Here is a 16,208-nt window from a genome sequence, read left to right as displayed (position 1 = left end):
TCCCGGCGGGGCGGCACGGCGGCCGGGGGCGCAGCGGGCCCGGCCCCGGCGGCTGCCCGCCGCGGTCTCGCTCCCCCTCCCGCGTGCCGAACCGGCCCCCCGCCCCCCGTTCCAGCCCGTGACCATCCGTACGGCCCGGGACGCGGTGACCGCCGCCGCGCTGTACCTGCGCTGGCTCGGGTACCAGGACATCCGGCGGGCCGACCAGCGGCCCCCCTCCGGCATAGGGCTCGCGGCCCGCGGAGTCGTCGCGCAGGTGGACCCGACCGTGCGCCCGGCCGACCTCCGGGACGTGGAGTGCCTGTGGCTGACCGCGATGACGGAGTCGTCCCGCTGCGTCTACTTCTCACTGGCCGGTTACGAGAAGGACGCCCGCGCCCGCGCCGACACACTGGGCGTCCCCCTGTTCGTACTGGACCTCACCGGCACCCCGCAGCCCGCGAACAGCCTCGCCGACGACCTCGTCGCGACCGGCGCGTGATCGCACCAACTCGGCGAAGCAGTCGCATACTTGACCCCATGACCGTCAGAGCGGCCACTTCCGCCGACCTCCCGCTGCTGCAGGACATCGAACGTGCCGCGGGCGAGCCCTTCCGTATCTTCGGCATGCCGGAGATCGCCGACGACGAGCCGCCCGCGCTCGACGTCCTGGAGCGTTTCCGCAAGGCGGGCCACGCCTGGGTCGCCGAGGACGCCACGGGCCGGCTCGTCGCGTACCTGATCGGTGAGCCCCTGGACGGCGCCTTCCACATCGAGCAGGTCTCCGTCCACCCGGACGCCGCGCACCAGGGCGTGGGCCGGACCCTGATCGCGTACGCCGCCGAGCGCGCGCTGGAGCAGGGGCTGACCGGACTCACGCTCACCACCTTCTCCGAGATCCCCTGGAACGCGCCCTACTACGAGCGGCTCGGCTTCCGTGTCCTGCCGGAGGCCGATCTCACCCCGGGCCTGCGGAGAGTCCGCGCCGGGGAGGCCGAGCAGGGCCTCGACCGCCGGCCCCGGGTGTGCATGTACCTGCCGATGGAACGGCCCGGACAGCACGCCTAGGCCTTGCCCAGGTCGGGCCAGGCCTTGCCCAGGTCGGACTCAGGCCATGCCCAGAGCAGGCTCGGGCCAGACCCGGGCCATGCACAGGGCAGGCAGGTCAGGCCTACGGCGTGCGGTGGTGGCGGTCGAAGCCCTCGTCCATGTCCGGGGCGTCGGGCGCGTCCGGGCCCCCTCGGGATACCCGGGATCCCGGGGAGGCCCCCCTGGCCCCCGGGGACCGGGCCGCCACCACGTCCGCCGCCGGCCCGGTGGCGAGCTGCGCCTGCAGCCGCAGGTGGCGGAACTCGAAGCCCGCCCCCGACTGACGCAGCACGCCCCGTCGGTGCGCCTCGTCCAGGAACGCCATCAGCCGCCACGGCAGCTGCCCGGTCACCGCGAGCCAGCCGCGCGCGACGAGGAAACGGCCCCAGGCGCTCAGCGCCAGCGCCGCCGTGCCGAGGGGCAGCCACAGTTGCGTACCCAGGTGCACCAGCCCGCCCCAGTCCCCGGGCGTCGCCACGACGGGCACACAGACACAGGCCACGAGCACCGCGACCATTCCGCCCCGGGTCAGGGACGCGGTCCGGTCGGTGCGCAGCGACAGGCCGGGGCTCGCCGCGCGCATCAGGTCCGACGGCACGCTCAGCGCGCGGTAGACCCCGCACACACAGCCACCCACCACTCCGATCAGCAGGCCCGCGACCAGCACCGGCGGCAGATCACGGGCCAGTACGCCCGTCGCGGGCCCCCGGGTCAGCCAGTCCCGGCCCTCGTCCGGCAGGACCGACCGCAGGTTCGTCGGGTGGACCGCCGTCGTGTCCGGCCCGGCGCCCGGGGTGATGAGCGCGACGACGTCACCGTCGCGCGACTCGAAGAGCGTCCGCCGTGACACGAAGTCCACGCAGCGGCGCCGGGGCAGCAGCGGCATCGTGCAGTTCGGCGGCCGGGCCGTGCCGGGAAAGGCCACCGGGCGCGCGCCGTCCCCGGGCAGCAGCAGACCGCCCCGCAGGGGCCGTTCCGTGACGGCGCTGCGCACTCCCGCCCGCTCGGAGAAGTACCAGCCGCCGATCTCCCGGTCCGCCAGGTCCACCGCCGTACGGGATTTGAGCGCGGTCACGCCCACCGCCGCGAACCCTCCCGCGGTGCAGGAGGCCACCCCGATCAGCATCGCCGCGGCGGTGCCCTTGACCGTGCCCGTCACGAACCGGCGGGCGATGCGCCCGGCACGCGGGGTGTGCGCCCCGTCCTGGCCGCCCCGGCTCGTTCCGCTCGCCGTCAGGGCCGTGCCCGCCGCCGCGCAGGTGGTGCCGAGCAGCACGGTCCACGGGTTGCCCTCCCGGCCCAGCAGGGCCACGCCCGCCGTGACCGTTCCGGCGACCGCCAGCGCGGCCCCGCCCAGCCGCGCCGCCGTACGGCTCATGACCCCGCTCCAGGGCAGTCCGAGCGGGGTCGGGCGGCGGGAGAGTCCCGCGATGCCGAGGTACAGGGTGAACAACTGCGAGAACAGGAACCCGCCGAGCAGATCCGGCATCCACCCGTCGGTGACCCCGCCGAAGCGGAATCCGAAGCGCAGATCGTCGAAGTACGCGAACCCCGCCCACATCAGGGCGCTCACCCCGGTGGTGACGAGCGCCTGCCGCCGCCGGAAGCGCCGGTCCACGTCCCGACCGTCCGGGCCGCCCCGCCCGTCCGTGCCTCGGCGTCCCCGCCGCCCGGACGGCAGCAGGTACCGGACCCCGAACGCGAACCCCAGAGTCTGGCCGACGAGCAGGGCGACCAGGGACAGTACGTCCTCAAGACCGGCCAGTTCGCCGGCCGCGCGGGCCAGGGTGACCGGCAGCAGGAGCAAGGACAGCACGGCGAGGGCGAGCAGGCCCGGCGCGTACAGCGCGAGGGTCCGCGGCACCAGCGACTCCAGCTCCCACCAGGCCAGCCGGCCCGTACCACGGCTGTGCAGCCCCCGGGCCAGCACGGTGAGCCGCCGGGTGGCGTCGGCGGCGGCTTCCGGCCCGGCGTCCGCGAACGCCGCGGGTACGAACGCCTCCAGGAGGTGCCCCTCCACCGCCGCCACCGTGGGAAAGCGCCGGGCGTCGAGCAGTGGCGCGGGGTCGCGGGAGGTGTCGCCGTAGACCGTGCGGGCCAGGCCGACCATCAGCGGGGTGGTGAGCGCCTTGGCCAGCGGCAGGTCGGGCCGCTCCGCCAGCGTCCGCAGCACCGGTGTCCACACGGTCCGCGGAACGCCGTCCGCCGCCGCACGCAACGGCCGCGCCGAGCGCTCCAGATGCGCCCCGGCCCGTACGAGGTCCAGGGGCCGCAGTTCCACCACCTCGGCCCCGGTGAGTACGTCACCCTCGTCCACCGCGGCGGCCCAGGCGTCCCCCCGGCTGGTCAGCAGCAGGGGCGCGCCCGGGTCGAGTTCGGCGTTGATGCGGCGTACGGCCGTCGCGCGGGCGGGGCGGGGCAGTTCGTCGAAGCCGTCCAGGACCGGGGCGACCAGGCCCGTGTCGACCAGGACGCGGGCCAGGGTGCGCCGGTCGTCCGCCTGGGCGGCCAGCGGACGGTAGTCGGCGGCGAGCCGGGCCGCGAGCCAGTCGCGCAGCGGTGCGCGCAGGGGGTCCCACGAGGCGAGCGGGAAGATCACCGGGACCGGGCCGCCCTCCTGGCGGGCCGCGAGGCGGTCCAGGACGTACCGCATCGCCAGCACGCTCTTGCCCGACCCGGGCTCGCCCAGGACCACGACGCGCCGGTCCGGGGGCGCGGCGGCCGGATCCGGGGCGGCCGGATTGGCGGGGCCCGGATCCGCGGAGCCCGGATCCACGGAGCCCGGATCCACGAGACCCGGATCCATGAGACCCGGATCCGCGGAGCCAGGGGTGCCGTCGCCCGCGCGGGGGCGGGGCAGCACTGCGCCCGGCGGGATGTTGTACGGATGGTCGGCGAGGCGTCGGTCCGCGAGGGTCCAGTCCACCTCCAGCGGCGCGGGGTCCTGGAGGCGCCGCAGCCGTGCCTCGGCGGCCCACTGCTCCCGTACGGCCTCGGCGAGCGCCTCGACGGCCCGGCGACGGTGTGCGCCGTCGCCGTCCGGGCGCGGGGTGGTGTCGCCGCGCAGTACGTCGGCCATCAGGGCCGCGACCGAGGTGAAGGCGCCGAGCGCCGTCAGCAGGACGCCGGCGGTGGCGGAGTCCTGCCACCAGAAGCGCAGGATCGCGGCCAGTGCCGCGAGGGCCACCGCGCATACGGCGAACCACAGGCGTCTACGTGCCTGCGGGCTGTGCCATCCGACTCGCATACCGACCGCTCCCCCGTCGGGCCTCGCGGTCGCGCGACCGCCGAAGTGACCCGTTGTAGTCCTCATCGCGTCGGCGAATTGGCTGTTCGAGACACGTGTGAGTGAGCGCGTGGGGGTGTTCGGGGGGCGGGTTGGAGCGTGGGGCACCGTCCGGTGCAGGGGTCAGGGGCATAGGCGGTGGGCATGGGCCTGTGCCGGGTCGCTCTTGCGGGCGTTGCGGGTGCGGGTTCGCTGAGGCTGGTCGCGCCGTTCCCCGCGCCCCTTGGGGGGGTGCGGGTTGCGGAGGTTTGGACGTGCGCGAGCGTCGTGGTTGCTCGCGCCGTTCCCCGCGCCCCTTGCGGGGCCGGACCTGTCCGGCCCTGAAGGGCTAGTCCGGTTGTCCGTATTGTTCCCGGAGTTCGATCTTGCGTACCTTTCCCGAGACCGTCATGGGGAAGGCGTTCATGATGCGCAGACGGGTGGGGGTCTTGTAGTGGGCCAGGCGGTTCTCGCAGAAGGTGCGCAGTTCCGCCAGCGTCGGCGGGTCGGCGGGGTCGCGCGGGATGACGCAGGCCAGTACCTCCTCGCCGTACCGCTCGTGCGCCACCCCGACCACCTGTACGTCGGCGATCTTCGGGTGCGCGTACAGGAACTCCTCGATCTCGCGCGGGTAGATGTTCTCGCCACCCCGGATGATCATGTCCTTGATCCGGCCGACGATCTGTACGTATCCGTCGTCCAGCATCACCGCCAGATCCCCGGTGTGCATCCACCGCCCCGCGTCCACGGCCTCCGCGGTCTTCTCGGGCTCGTCCCAGTAGCCGAGCATCACGCTGTAGCCCCGGGTGCACAGTTCGCCCGTGGAGCCGCGCGGCAGTGTCACACCGGTCGCCGGGTCGACGACCTTGACCTCGATGTGCGGCAGGACGCGCCCGACCGTGCCGGTGCGGTGCTCCAGGTCGTCGTCCCGGCGCGTCTGGAGGGACACGGGCGAGGTCTCGGTCATGCCGTAGCAGATGGACACCTCCGCCATGTGCATCTCGGAGACCACCCGTTTCATCACCTCGACCGGACACGGCGAGCCCGCCATGATGCCGGTCCGCAGGGAGGAGAGGTCGTACTCCGCGAAGTCCGGGAGGTTCAGTTCCGCGATGAACATCGTCGGGACGCCGTACAGCGAGGTGCAGTGCTCCTCCTGCACCGCCCGGAGTGTCGCCGCGGGCTCGAAGGAGGGCGCCGGAATGACGACGCAGGCGCCGTGCGAGGTGGCCGCGAGGTTGCCCATCACCATGCCGAAGCAGTGGTAGAACGGCACCGGTACGCAGATGCGGTCCCGCTCGGTGTAGGCGATCGACTCACCGACGAAATAGCCGTTGTTGAGGATGTTGTGGTGGGAGAGGGTCGCCCCCTTGGGGAACCCGGTCGTGCCCGAGGTGTACTGGATGTTGATCGGGTCGTCGCATGACAATTCACGCGTGAGCAAGGGGAGTTGTTCCTGCAGTTCCGGCGTGGCGCGGTCCAGCAGCGCGTCCCAGGTCGCGTCGCCCACGTACACGGTCTCTCGCAACTCCGGGCATGCGCCGCGCACTTGGCCGACCATCGCCCGGTAGTCGCTCGTCTTGTGGCTGAGGGACGCGAACAGCAGTGAGATGCCGGCCTGCTTGAGGACGTACTCGACCTCGTGGGTGCGGTAGGCGGGGTTGATGTTCACCATGACCGCGCCGATGCGGGCGGTGGCGTACTGGACGAGCATCCACTCGGGGCAGTTGACCGCCCAGATGCCCACCCGGTCGCCCTTGGTGACGCCGCTCGCGAGCAGCGCGCACGCCAGCCGGTCGACGTCCGCGGCGAAGCGGGCGTACGTCCAGCGCCGTCCCGAGGGCAGGTCCACGAGCACCTCGCGGTCCGGCCAACGGCCCACCGCCCGGTCGAGGTTCACCCCGATCGTGTCCCCGAGCAGGCCGGTACCGCTCACCCCGTGCGCGTACGACGGCTCCGTGTGCGTCTGTCCGGTCATCGGATCAGGCATCGGCGGGTCGGTCATCGGACCGGTCACCGAATCGGTCACCGAATCGGCCATCGGGTCCGTCGTCGGGTCGGTCATCGGAAGTCCTCCTCGCGGTACTCGGCCTCGGAACCCGCCGCCGTGGCCTCGCGCAACTCGATGCGCCGGATCTTCCCGGACACGGTCTTGGGCAGCTCGCCGAACTCCAGCCTGCGGATGCGCTTGTACGGGGCGAGGACCGTGCGCGAGTGCTCGAAGAGCACCTTCGCGGTGTCGGGGCCCGGCTCCCAGCCCTCCGCCGGCACGATGTACGCCTTCGGGACCGCGAGCCGCAGTTCGTCCGGCGCGGGCACGACGGCGGCCTCGGCGACGGCCTCGTGCTCCAGGAGCGCGCTCTCCAGCTCGAAGGGACTGATCTTGTAGTCGCTGGCCTTGAAAACGTCGTCCTGCCGGCCCACGTAGGTCACGTATCCGTCGGCGTCGCGCGAACCGATGTCACCGGTGCGGTAGTAGCCGTCCGCCATCGCCTCGGCCGTGCGGTCCGGGTCGCCGTGATAGCCGGTCATCACGCCCACCGGCCGCACGGACAGGTCGAGCGCGATCTCGCCCTCCGCCGCGCCCGGGACACCCGTCACCGGGTCGAGCAGTTCGACGCGGAAGCCGGGGCTCGGCCGCCCCATCGATCCCGTCTTCAGCGGCTGACCTGGGCTGTTGGACACCTGGACGGCCGTCTCGGTCTGCCCGAAGCCGTCCCTGATCGTGACGCCCCAGGCCCTGCGCACCTGCTCGATGACCTCGGGATTGAGCGGTTCACCGGCGGCCACGACCTCGCGCGGGGGCGTACGCAGCCGGCCCAGGTCCGCCTGGATGAGCATGCGCCACACGGTGGGCGGCGCGCAGAACGTCGTCACCCCGACCCGCTCGATCTCCGCCATCAGCCGGCCCGCGTCGAAGCGTGTGTAGTTGTGGATGAAGACGGTCGCCTCCGCGTTCCAGGGGGCGAAGAGGTTCGACCAGGCGTGCTTGGCCCAGCCGGGCGAGGCGATGTTCAGATGCACGTCACCGGGCTGGAGACCGATCCAGTACATGGTCGCGAGGTGGCCGACCGGATACGAGACATGGGTGTGCTCGACGAGCTTGGGGCGGGCGGTGGTGCCCGAGGTGAAGTAGAGCATCAGCGGGTCGTCCGCCCGGGTCGGGCCGTCCGGCGTGAAGGGCCCGAAGTCCCGGCTCCGGACGTCCTCGTAGGCCTGCCAGCCCTCGCGGTCGCCCCCGCCGGCTCCCGCAGCCCCTGCCGTCCCCACCGCGATACGTGTGTAGTCGCCGGGCACCTCGTCGAACTTGGCCGTGTCCTCGGCGCGCACGACGACGTGGCGGACCCGGCCCCGTTCGACGCGGTCGCGCAGGTCGGCCGGGCCCAGCAGGGGGGTGGCGGGGATGACCACGGCACGCAGTTTCATCGCTGCCAGCGCGGTCTCCCACAGCTCGGCCTGGTTGCCGAGCATGACCAGGATCCGGTCTCCGGCACGGACACCCCGCTCGCGCAGCCATCCCGCGGCCCGGTCGGAACGCATGGACAGCTCGGCGAAGGACAGCTCGATCTCGCAGCCGTCCTCCTCGACGATGTGCAGCGCGGTCCGGTAGTTGCCGGCCGCGATCACGTCGAACCAGTCGAGTGCCCAGTTGAAGTACTCCGGACGGGGCCAGGAGAAACCCTCGTAGGCCCCTGCGTAGTCCTCGCGGTGCACCAGCAGGAAGTCCCGCGCCGCGCGGAAGCTCTCCGTGGGCGTGGGCCGGTCCGTGGGCGTGGGGTGGGCCGGCGTCGTCGGCGGCGTCATCTGTCCTCCTCGGTCCCGGACCATTGCCGGGTGGCTCTCCCCCATCGTGTAATCCGTGATGCGGATCTCACTACCCCCGGACGGGGGGTGCGTGACGGTGAAGGGACGAGTACGTGGCGACTGGCGGCGGCGATGCGGTGGAGATGCGCGGCGCGCTGATGCGGCTGCGGCGGGAGACGGGGCTTGCCGTCGCCTTCGGCGGGCTGGTCGAACCGGGCCGCGCGCAGGTCCGTATCAGCGAGCTGAACGGTACGACGACGGCCGCGCTCAGCGCGCTCGCGGTGTCCTCGGGCAACGGGCTGGGCGGCAAGGCGGTGGCTCTCGTCCGGCCGTGCGCCGTGACGGACTACTCCTCGTCCCGGCGGATCAGTCACGAGTACGACGTCGCGGTCGCCGCGGAGGGGCTGCGCTCCGTCCTCGCGGTCCCGGTCGTCGTACGCCGCCGGGTGCGCGGTGTCCTGTACGGCGCCCTGCGCTCGGCCCAGCCCCTGGGCGACCGCACACTGTCCGCGGCGGTGGCGGCGGCCCGGGACGTGGAGCAGTCACTGGCCGTACGGGACGAGGCGTACGGCCTGCTGGCGGCGGCGCGGGAGCCGGGGGCGCACGAGGGGCCGGAGAGGCACGCGGGGGCGGAAGGCGCGGTCCGGGAGCGGCTCCGGGAGGCGCACGGTGCGCTGCGTGCGCTGGCCCCGCGCGTCATGGACCCGGTGCTGCGGGCGGAGCTGCTCTCGGTCTGCGAGACGCTGGTGGGCTCACCGGGACCGGCACGGACGGCCGGACCGGCGGGGTCGTCGGGGGCGCTGGGGGCGGTGGGGGCGGTCCAGCCTGCGGGGTCGGTGCAGCCGACGGGATCGCTCCGGTCGGCGGGATCGGTGCACCCTGCGGGGCAGATCCGGCTCACCCCGCGTGAGCTCGACGTTCTGAGCTGTGTGGCGGTCGGCAGGACCAACGCGGGGGCCGGGGAGCGGCTCGGGCTGCGCGCGGAGACGGTGAAGGCGTATCTGCGGTCGGCGATGCGCAAGCTGGGTGCCCATACGCGGCTGGAGGCCGTGGTGGCGGCGCGGCGGGCGGGGCTGCTGCCGTGAAGGTCCGTACCACTCCGCGTGTTTCATACATGTGCGGGTGCCATGAAATCCCGTATACCGAATCTCTGTTATTTCCCTCACGGTGGAACCCCCCGAAATTCAGGGGCTCTTTGCATAATATTGTTCCGGACACGACTTGAGGGGAGCGGTGCGCGTGCGACGGGATTTCGAAGAGCCTGTCAGACCCCGTTCCGGCCAGGTCATCGGGCGGGAGGAGCTGCTCGTACGAGCACGTGGCCAGCTCTCCCGAGGCGGCAGCCTCCTCTTGCACGGTCCGCCCGGAATAGGAAAGTCGACCGTCCTGCGGGCAATCACTGCGGAATATGCCGAATCAGCCCGGACTGTGTTGCGTTGCTCCGCCACCGAGTCCGAATCGCATCTTCCGTTCCTGGCCCTGGTCGATCTGCTCGGCCTGGTCGCCGACGAGGTCGCGGACGCGCTGCCCGCGCCGCAGCAGGCCGCGCTCGAAGCGGCGCTCACCGGGCGCGCGGAATCGTCCCTGCACCAGGACGGCCTGGCGCTGCGGCTCGCCGTCCTCTCGGTGCTGCGCGCGCTGGCGGCCAGGGGGCCCGTCCTCCTCGTCGCCGACGATCTGCAGTGGCTGGACGCGCCCAGCGCCGAGCTGCTCGCGTTCGCCGCCCGGCGCCTCGGCGGGATGCCGGTGCGGATGCTCGGCGCGGTGCGTACCGGAACGGAACCGAAAGAGCAGGAGCACGACCCGTATCTACGCGCGTATCCGCCGGAGACGCTGGCGCTGCGGCTGCCCCCGCTGTCCCGGCCGCAGGTCTCCGAGCTGCTGACCGCCGGCGGATACGGCGGGCTGCGCCGTTCGACCCTGCGGGACATCCACCACACCAGCGGCGGCAACCCCCTGTTCGCGCTGGAACTGGGCCGCGCCCTCGCCGAGAGCCCCACGCCGCCCCGGCCCGGCGAGCCGCTGCCCGTACCGACCTCGCTGCGCGCCCTCGTACTCAGCCGTCTGGAACTGCTGTCCGCCGAAGCGCGGCAGACCCTCCTGGTGGCGAGCGCCGGAGCCCGCCCCACCCAGTCGCTGCTGCAGTCCGCGGGCCGTCCGGACGCGGAGGCCGAGATCGCGCTGGCCGCCTCCCTCGGGCTGGTGGCGGCCCAGGGTCCCGACGGTCACGGTCCGGACGGCCAGGAGGGCGCCGTGCGGTTCGCGCACCCCCTCGTCTCGGCCGCGCTGTACGCCCAGGCGACACCCCAGGAACGGCGGGCCGCCCACGCCGCCCTGTCCACGGCCGCCTCCGAGCCGATCGAGCGGGCCCGGCATCTCGCGCTGGCCACCACCGGCACCGACGAGCAGGTCGCCGAACGGCTCTCCGAGGCGGCGGCCCTGGCCCGGGACCGCGGCGCGCCCTCGGTGGCGGCCCAGCTCGGACTGCTCGCCGCCCGGCACACCCCGGCCGGCAGCCGGATCGGCGCCGACGAGCGGCGGCTGCGGTCCGCCGAGGACGCGCTGACCTCCGGCGAGATCGACCTGGCCCGCGAGGTGGCCCGCGACGTCCTGGAACGCGCGACGGACCCGGCCGTGCGGGTACGCGCCTGGATGGTCGTGATCGACTCGGCCGGGCAGGCCATGGCCGACGTCGAGGCCGTGTTCCCGCAGGCCCTCGCGGACGCGGGCGAGGACCCGCGGCTGCTGGCGCTGGTCCGCTACCAACTGGCCTGGCGGGCGCTCCTCGTGGAGGGCGCGATGGACAAGGGTCGCGAGGAGGCCGCCCGCGCGGCGCGGCTGGCGGCCACCGCGGGCGACCGGAGCACCGAGCTGCTGGCCCTGTCCTTCCAGGCCCAGATGGAGACCCTGATGGGGCATCCCGCGGCCCCGGTGACCCTGGAGAAGGCCCTCGCGGAACCGCAGGACCTGCGGGTGGCCGTCGACCACAACGGCGCCGGCGCCACCCGTTTCCGCTGGCTGATCATGAGCGACCAGCTCACGGACGCCCGGGTCTCGATCACCCGGCTGCTCGGCGAGGTGCGCAGGCGCGGCATCGTCGAGAGCGAGGTGCACTTCCTGCGCGGGCTCGCGGAGACCGAACTGCGTTCCGGACACTGCGGTCGGGCGCTCGACCTCGCCCACGAGAGTCTGCGGCTCGCCCGGGACACCGGCATCGGCGAGGCCGCGGGCAACATGTTCACCTCGCTCGCCGAGGCCGCGGGCGGCGATGTGCACCGGGCGCTGGTACTCGCCGGGGACGCGGTACGGCGGGCCGAGGACGACGGCGACCTGATCTACCTCTCACGGGCCCTCGGCGCGCTCGGGCACGCCCAGCTGGTGGCCGGGGACGCGGCCGGCACGGTCCGCTCGCTGCGCCGGGCCCGGGAGCTGGAGCAGCGGCTCGGCATCTCCGATCCGGCACGGGGCCGCTGGCACGGTGACCTCGCCGAGGCGCTGGTCCTGGTCGGCGAGCCGGCGGAGGCGCAGGACGTCATCACCGCCACGCGCGAGCACGCGGTACGGCTGCGGCGGGCGAGCGTACTGGCCGTACTGGACCGGGCCGAGGCCCTGGTGAAGGCCGCGACCGGTCGACACGAGGCGGCAGCCCAGCAGTTGATGTCGGCGCAGGACCGGCTGGCGCAGCTCGGCTACGGACTCGAAGAGGCCCGGGCCGCGTTCGCGCTGGCGCGGCTGCGCGCGGAGCAGTCGGGTCGGGGCTCGTACGACGAGGCGGCGCGGCTGTTCCGGCGCTGCCGGGCCATGCCGTGGTTGCGGCAACTGGACGCGGTCGCCGCGGCCGGCTCCGCGCCCGGTTCCCCGCCCGCCGCGGCCTCCCCCGGTGTCTCCGCTCCGGCCGCGCCCGAGTCGGTGCTGCCGCATCTCGACCGGCTGGCGTCGACGGAGCGTCAGGTCGCGGCGCTGGTCCTGGAGGGCGCCACGAACCGGGAGATCGCGGCGCGGCTGTTCATCAGCGTGAAGACGGTCGAGGCGACGCTGACCCGCGTCTACCGGAAACTGGGCATCCGCTCCCGGGTGGACATCGTGCGCTTGGCGGCGGGGCAGCGCCCCTGAGAGATTGCGCCGTTCCCCGCGCCCCTTTTCAGGGGCGCGGGGAACGGCGCAGTCTTTCGCCCTTTAGGGGCGCGGGGAACGGCGCAATCTTTCGCCCTTCAGGGGCGCGGGGAACGACGCAGTCTTTGGCTTCCAGGGGCGCGGGGAACTGCGCTACCAGCCCCCACCGGGCCGCACCCGACACTCAACGCCCGTCCGGGCGAACGTGACCGAGGGTTATCCCTCGGTGACCGCCCGAGGGAGTTCCCTCATTGGGAACGCCCCCGCCCCACTCCTACCGTGGACCCACCCCACAGGCCGTCGCACCACCCCACAGTGCACCCCCCACCGGCACTCCTGAGGAGATCCATGTTCGGGCTCACCTTTGCCAAGAAGGCCGCCGCCGTCACCGCGGCCGTCGCCGCCGCCGCGACCACCTGTCTTCTCGGCGCGACCACCGCAAGTGCCGCCCCCGCCCCCATCGTCGGCGGCACGACGACCACGGCCGCCGCGTACCCGTACGTCATGCAGATCACCACCGCCTCGCAGAGCCAGTTCTGCGGCGGCACCCTCGTGTCGGCCACCAAGGTCGTCACCGCGGCCCACTGCATGGTCGGTGAGACCCCGAGCGGCATCCGCGTGGTCGGCGGCCGTACCTATCGCAACGGCACCAACGGCACCGTCGCCCAGGTCAGCAAGATATGGATCAACCCGAGCTACACGGACGCCGAGGAGGGTGACGACGTCGCCGTCCTGACCCTGTCGACGTCGATGCCGTACACGCCGATCAGCTACGTCTCCGCCTCCGAGACCAGCCTGTACACAGCCGGCACCACGGCCCGCATCCTCGGCTGGGGCACCACCAGTTCGGGCGGTTCGTCCTCCAACCAGCTGCGCACGGCCACGGTCCCGACCGTGTCCAACTCGACCTGCTCCTCGGCGTACGGCTCCTCGTACATCTCCTCCGACATGGTCTGCGCGGGCTACACCTCCGGCGGCGTGGACACCTGCCAGGGCGACAGCGGCGGCCCGCTGATCATCGGCGGCAAGCTCGCCGGCATCACCTCGTGGGGCTACGGCTGCGCGGACGCCGGCTACCCGGGCGTCTACACCCGTCTGACGACGTTCTCCAGCCTGGTGACCGCGCAGGTCAACTCCTAGCCGAGGAAACCACCCCGAGTACTCCCTGAGGTCAACTCAGGTAGAGCCAGGGGGCGTTGCGGGCCTCCACGAGCGGCCCGCAACGCCCCCTTTCCACATGCCCGGCACTCCCCGGGCATCCGCCCGTCAGCCTCGTACAACGGTCCCGAACCGAATGTCGTACGAGGCCGGGGCCGAAGGCGAGGGCGAGGGCGAGGGCGAGGGCGAAGGTGATGACGAGGACCCGGGCTCCAGCTGCGGCTCGGCCGGCCCGGTCAGCACACTCAGCATCCGCTCCGCCTCCTCCATAACCTCGACGCGCTGCCGGTCCGTGAGCGTGCCGAAGGGCTCGACGGTGAGGACGGCCCGGCCGCCGGCTTCCTCCAGCCGCCACACGCCCGCCAGGAACCCGTCGACGAGCAGCGTCGGGTAGGCCTGATTGCCCCGCCAGGTACGGCCCTTGTAGCCGGCGGACACCACCCGGGAGCGGTCCGCGTGCGAGAGGAGCAGGTTGTCGAACTCGGGCAGCAGCCGCGCGGGCGCCGGGGTGTCCGCGTCCGGGCGGGGCGCGTCCGGCAGGTCGAAGAGCTCGACGCCGTGCTCGTCGGCGAAGGTGACCAGCTGCGGCCTCAGCCGTTCGAAGGCCTCGCGCAGCCGGGTCAGACCGGCCCAGGTCTGCATGTCCTTGACGGAGGCGGGCCCGAAGGCGGCGAGATAGCGCAGGACGGTGGCGTCGGGCGCGGGAGCCGGTGCGGACGGCCTGCCGAGCCAGTGCTCGGCGGTGGTGAGCGCGACCTGGCCGCTGCGCCCCCACAGCCCGCGCGGGGTGACCTGGACGAGCGGCAGCCGGCAGCGGGCGGCGATCGCGAGGGCCGCGGGGTCGGCGTCCGGCCACTCGACGAGCAGCGCCTCGCGCAGCTGCTTCATCGTGCGCGGCTCGGCCTCGACCAACTCCCGGCTGATCGCGGCGAGCCGGTCGAGGTCCACTCCGGCGAGCCCTGCGCGAAAACCGTACAACTCCCTTTCCCGGGCTGCCTGTACGAGCGGACGCAGCGTCAGACAGTCGTCCGCGGTGTGGGTGTGGATGGTGGACCGCATGGTGACGATGCGGACGACCTCCCGCGCCTCCATGGCCGCCGAGAGCTCCTGCGGGGCGAAGCCCTCCAGGCGGGCGGCGAGCGCGTGGTACGGGGGCTTCACGTTCTGCGCCTGGAGACCGACGAGGTGGTCGACGGCGTCCTTCGCGGACAGGGTGGCCCGGCTCAGGAGCAACTGCCGTGCGAGAGTCGCACGGTTCAGCTCGCGGACGCTCAGCACGGGAGCGGTCGAGGTCTTCGTCATGTGCGGCACGCTACCGGGCCCTGCGGACACCTTCTGTCCGCCATTGCGCCGAGCCGCTCCGGCCATGTGACCCGTATATCCTGCCCGTGATCGCCAGGACGACCGAAGGACGCCCACCGAGAACGGCCGCCCGGCCACCCGACACACCGGACACCGAGCCGGACACCGAGCCGGACGCACGACAATCCAGGCGTACGACATTCAAGACGTACGACGCGACCCAGACCTACGACGATCCAAGCGCACGACGACCCAAGCGCACGAACAAGCGTGCGACATGTCTGACACGGAGGCAGCCGCGATGCCGGAGCGCCGAGCCCGCCCCGCACCCGCCGACCGGGCGGACAAGACCAACCGGGTCTCCCGGAAGCCGATGTGGCGACGCGCCGCGGCTGCGGCCACCGAAGCCCCCGCGGACCCTCCGGCACCCGCCCCCGCCGCGGCAGACGCGAGGACGGACTCCGTGGAAGCCGGCAGCGTCGTACAGGCGGCGCTCTACCGCGACGGTGTGCGGGTCGCGACCCCCGCCACCCTCGCGGAGACCTTCCGTGAGCTGCGCGAGCAGCCGGACGGCATGGCGTGGATCGGTCTCGCCCGTCCCACGGAGGAGGAGATCCTGTCCCTGGCGGCCGAGTTCGACCTGCATCCGCTCGCCGTCGAGGACGCGATGGAGGCCCATCAGCGGCCGAAGCTGGAACGGTACGGCGACACGCTCTTCGTCGTCCTGCGCGCGGCCCGCTACCTCGACGCGTCCGAGGAGGTCGACTTCGGCGAGCTGCACGTGTTCCTCGGCCCCGACTTCCTCATCACGGTCCGGCACGGCGCCGCCCCCGACCTGTCCGCCGTACGACGCCGCATGGAGGAGACCCCGGAGCTGCTGAGCCTCGGCCCCGAGGCGGTGCTGTACGCCATCCTCGACGCGGTCGTGGACGGTTACGCGCCGGTCGTCTCCGGCGTCCAGAACGACATCGACGAGATCGAGACCGAGGTCTTCGGCGGCGACCCCTGGGTATCGCGCCGCATCTACGAACTCTCCCGCGAGATGGTCGAGTTCCAGCGCGCCACCCGCCCGCTCGTCGGCATGCTGCACGGTCTGATGGCGGGCTTCGCCAAGTACGGCACCGACGACGAACTCCAGCGCTACCTGCGCGACGTCGCCGACCACGTCACCCACACCAGCGAGCGCGTGGACGGCTTCCGCCAGGCCCTCACGGACATCCTCACGGTCAACGCCACCCTGGTCACCCAGCAACAGAACGCGGAGATGCGGGCGTTGGCGGAGGCGGGCTTCGAACAGAACGAGGAGATCAAGAAGATCTCGTCGTGGGCCGCCATTCTCTTTGCTCCCACACTCGTGGGAACTATCTACGGCATGAACTTTGAGCACATGCCCGAGCTTGGCTGGACCCTTGGATATCCCTTCGCGATCGGCCTGATGGGGGTTGTTTGCGCCAGTCTGTACGTGATTTTCAAGCGCCGCGACTGGCTCTAGGCCAGG

9 protein-coding genes and 1 pseudogene are annotated in these 16,208 nt (G+C 72.8%); 6 read left to right on the top strand and 4 right to left on the bottom strand.

The annotated features are described in order from the left end of the window. Positions 1-97: 97 nt before the first annotated feature. A pseudogene (locus C6Y14_RS12625) lies at positions 98-481 on the top strand (hypothetical protein); the annotation flags it as partial. Between the two features lie 38 nt (positions 482-519). Continuing rightward, positions 520-1,047, top strand: coding sequence for a GNAT family N-acetyltransferase (locus tag C6Y14_RS12620; RefSeq protein WP_263973068.1), 528 nt, complete (start codon positions 520-522; stop codon positions 1,045-1,047). A 103-nt stretch (positions 1,048-1,150) separates the two neighbouring features. Here the strand turns inward: C6Y14_RS12620 and C6Y14_RS12615 are convergent, their stop codons facing one another. From C6Y14_RS12615 to C6Y14_RS12605, 3 genes are all read right to left on the bottom strand, one after another. Further along, positions 1,151-4,315, bottom strand: coding sequence for an NACHT domain-containing protein (locus C6Y14_RS12615; protein WP_199854717.1), 3,165 nt, complete (start codon positions 4,313-4,315; stop codon positions 1,151-1,153). Between the two features lie 367 nt (positions 4,316-4,682). Next, positions 4,683-6,311, bottom strand: a complete 1,629-nt coding sequence (locus C6Y14_RS12610; protein ID WP_107016948.1) for an AMP-binding protein — start codon at positions 6,309-6,311, stop codon at positions 4,683-4,685. An 83-nt stretch (positions 6,312-6,394) separates the two neighbouring features. Beyond that, the gene (locus C6Y14_RS12605) at positions 6,395-8,137 is read right to left on the bottom strand and encodes an AMP-binding protein (protein ID WP_107016689.1); all 1,743 of its coding nucleotides are present in this window, start codon (positions 8,135-8,137) and stop codon (positions 6,395-6,397) included. A 113-nt stretch (positions 8,138-8,250) separates the two neighbouring features. On the opposite strand from C6Y14_RS12605, the gene C6Y14_RS12600 reads away from it, so the two are divergent. The 3 genes from C6Y14_RS12600 to C6Y14_RS12590 all read left to right on the top strand — a co-directional run bounded on the left by C6Y14_RS12600 (position 8,251) and on the right by C6Y14_RS12590 (position 13,390). Continuing rightward, entirely contained in the window at positions 8,251-9,222 is a 972-nt protein-coding gene (locus C6Y14_RS12600) for a helix-turn-helix transcriptional regulator (RefSeq protein WP_404828774.1), read from the top strand. 154 nt (positions 9,223-9,376) lie between these two features. Then, complete coding sequence (locus C6Y14_RS12595) at positions 9,377-12,250, top strand: helix-turn-helix transcriptional regulator (RefSeq protein ID WP_107016946.1); 2,874 nt, start codon at positions 9,377-9,379, stop codon at positions 12,248-12,250. A gap of 348 nt (positions 12,251-12,598) precedes the next feature. Beyond that, positions 12,599-13,390 carry a S1 family serine peptidase gene (locus C6Y14_RS12590; protein WP_107016688.1) on the top strand — a complete coding sequence of 264 codons (792 nt, stop codon included), beginning with the start codon at positions 12,599-12,601 and terminating at the stop codon, positions 13,388-13,390. 126 nt (positions 13,391-13,516) lie between these two features. On the opposite strand, the gene C6Y14_RS12585 is transcribed toward C6Y14_RS12590, so the two are convergent. Beyond that, a complete protein-coding gene (locus tag C6Y14_RS12585) occupies positions 13,517-14,710 on the bottom strand; it encodes a winged helix DNA-binding domain-containing protein (protein ID WP_107016687.1) in 1,194 nt (397 codons plus the stop codon). 301 nt (positions 14,711-15,011) lie between these two features. Here C6Y14_RS12585 and C6Y14_RS12580 point away from each other — a divergent pair, with 301 nt between their 5' ends. Beyond that, positions 15,012-16,202, top strand: a complete 1,191-nt coding sequence (locus tag C6Y14_RS12580; RefSeq protein ID WP_107016686.1) for a magnesium and cobalt transport protein CorA — start codon at positions 15,012-15,014, stop codon at positions 16,200-16,202. Positions 16,203-16,208 lie beyond the last annotated feature (6 nt).

Source organism: Streptomyces dioscori (assembly GCF_003024195.1).
Taxonomy (GTDB): domain Bacteria; phylum Actinomycetota; class Actinomycetes; order Streptomycetales; family Streptomycetaceae; genus Streptomyces; species Streptomyces dioscori.
This window is presented reverse-complemented; position numbering and strand designations above follow the sequence as displayed.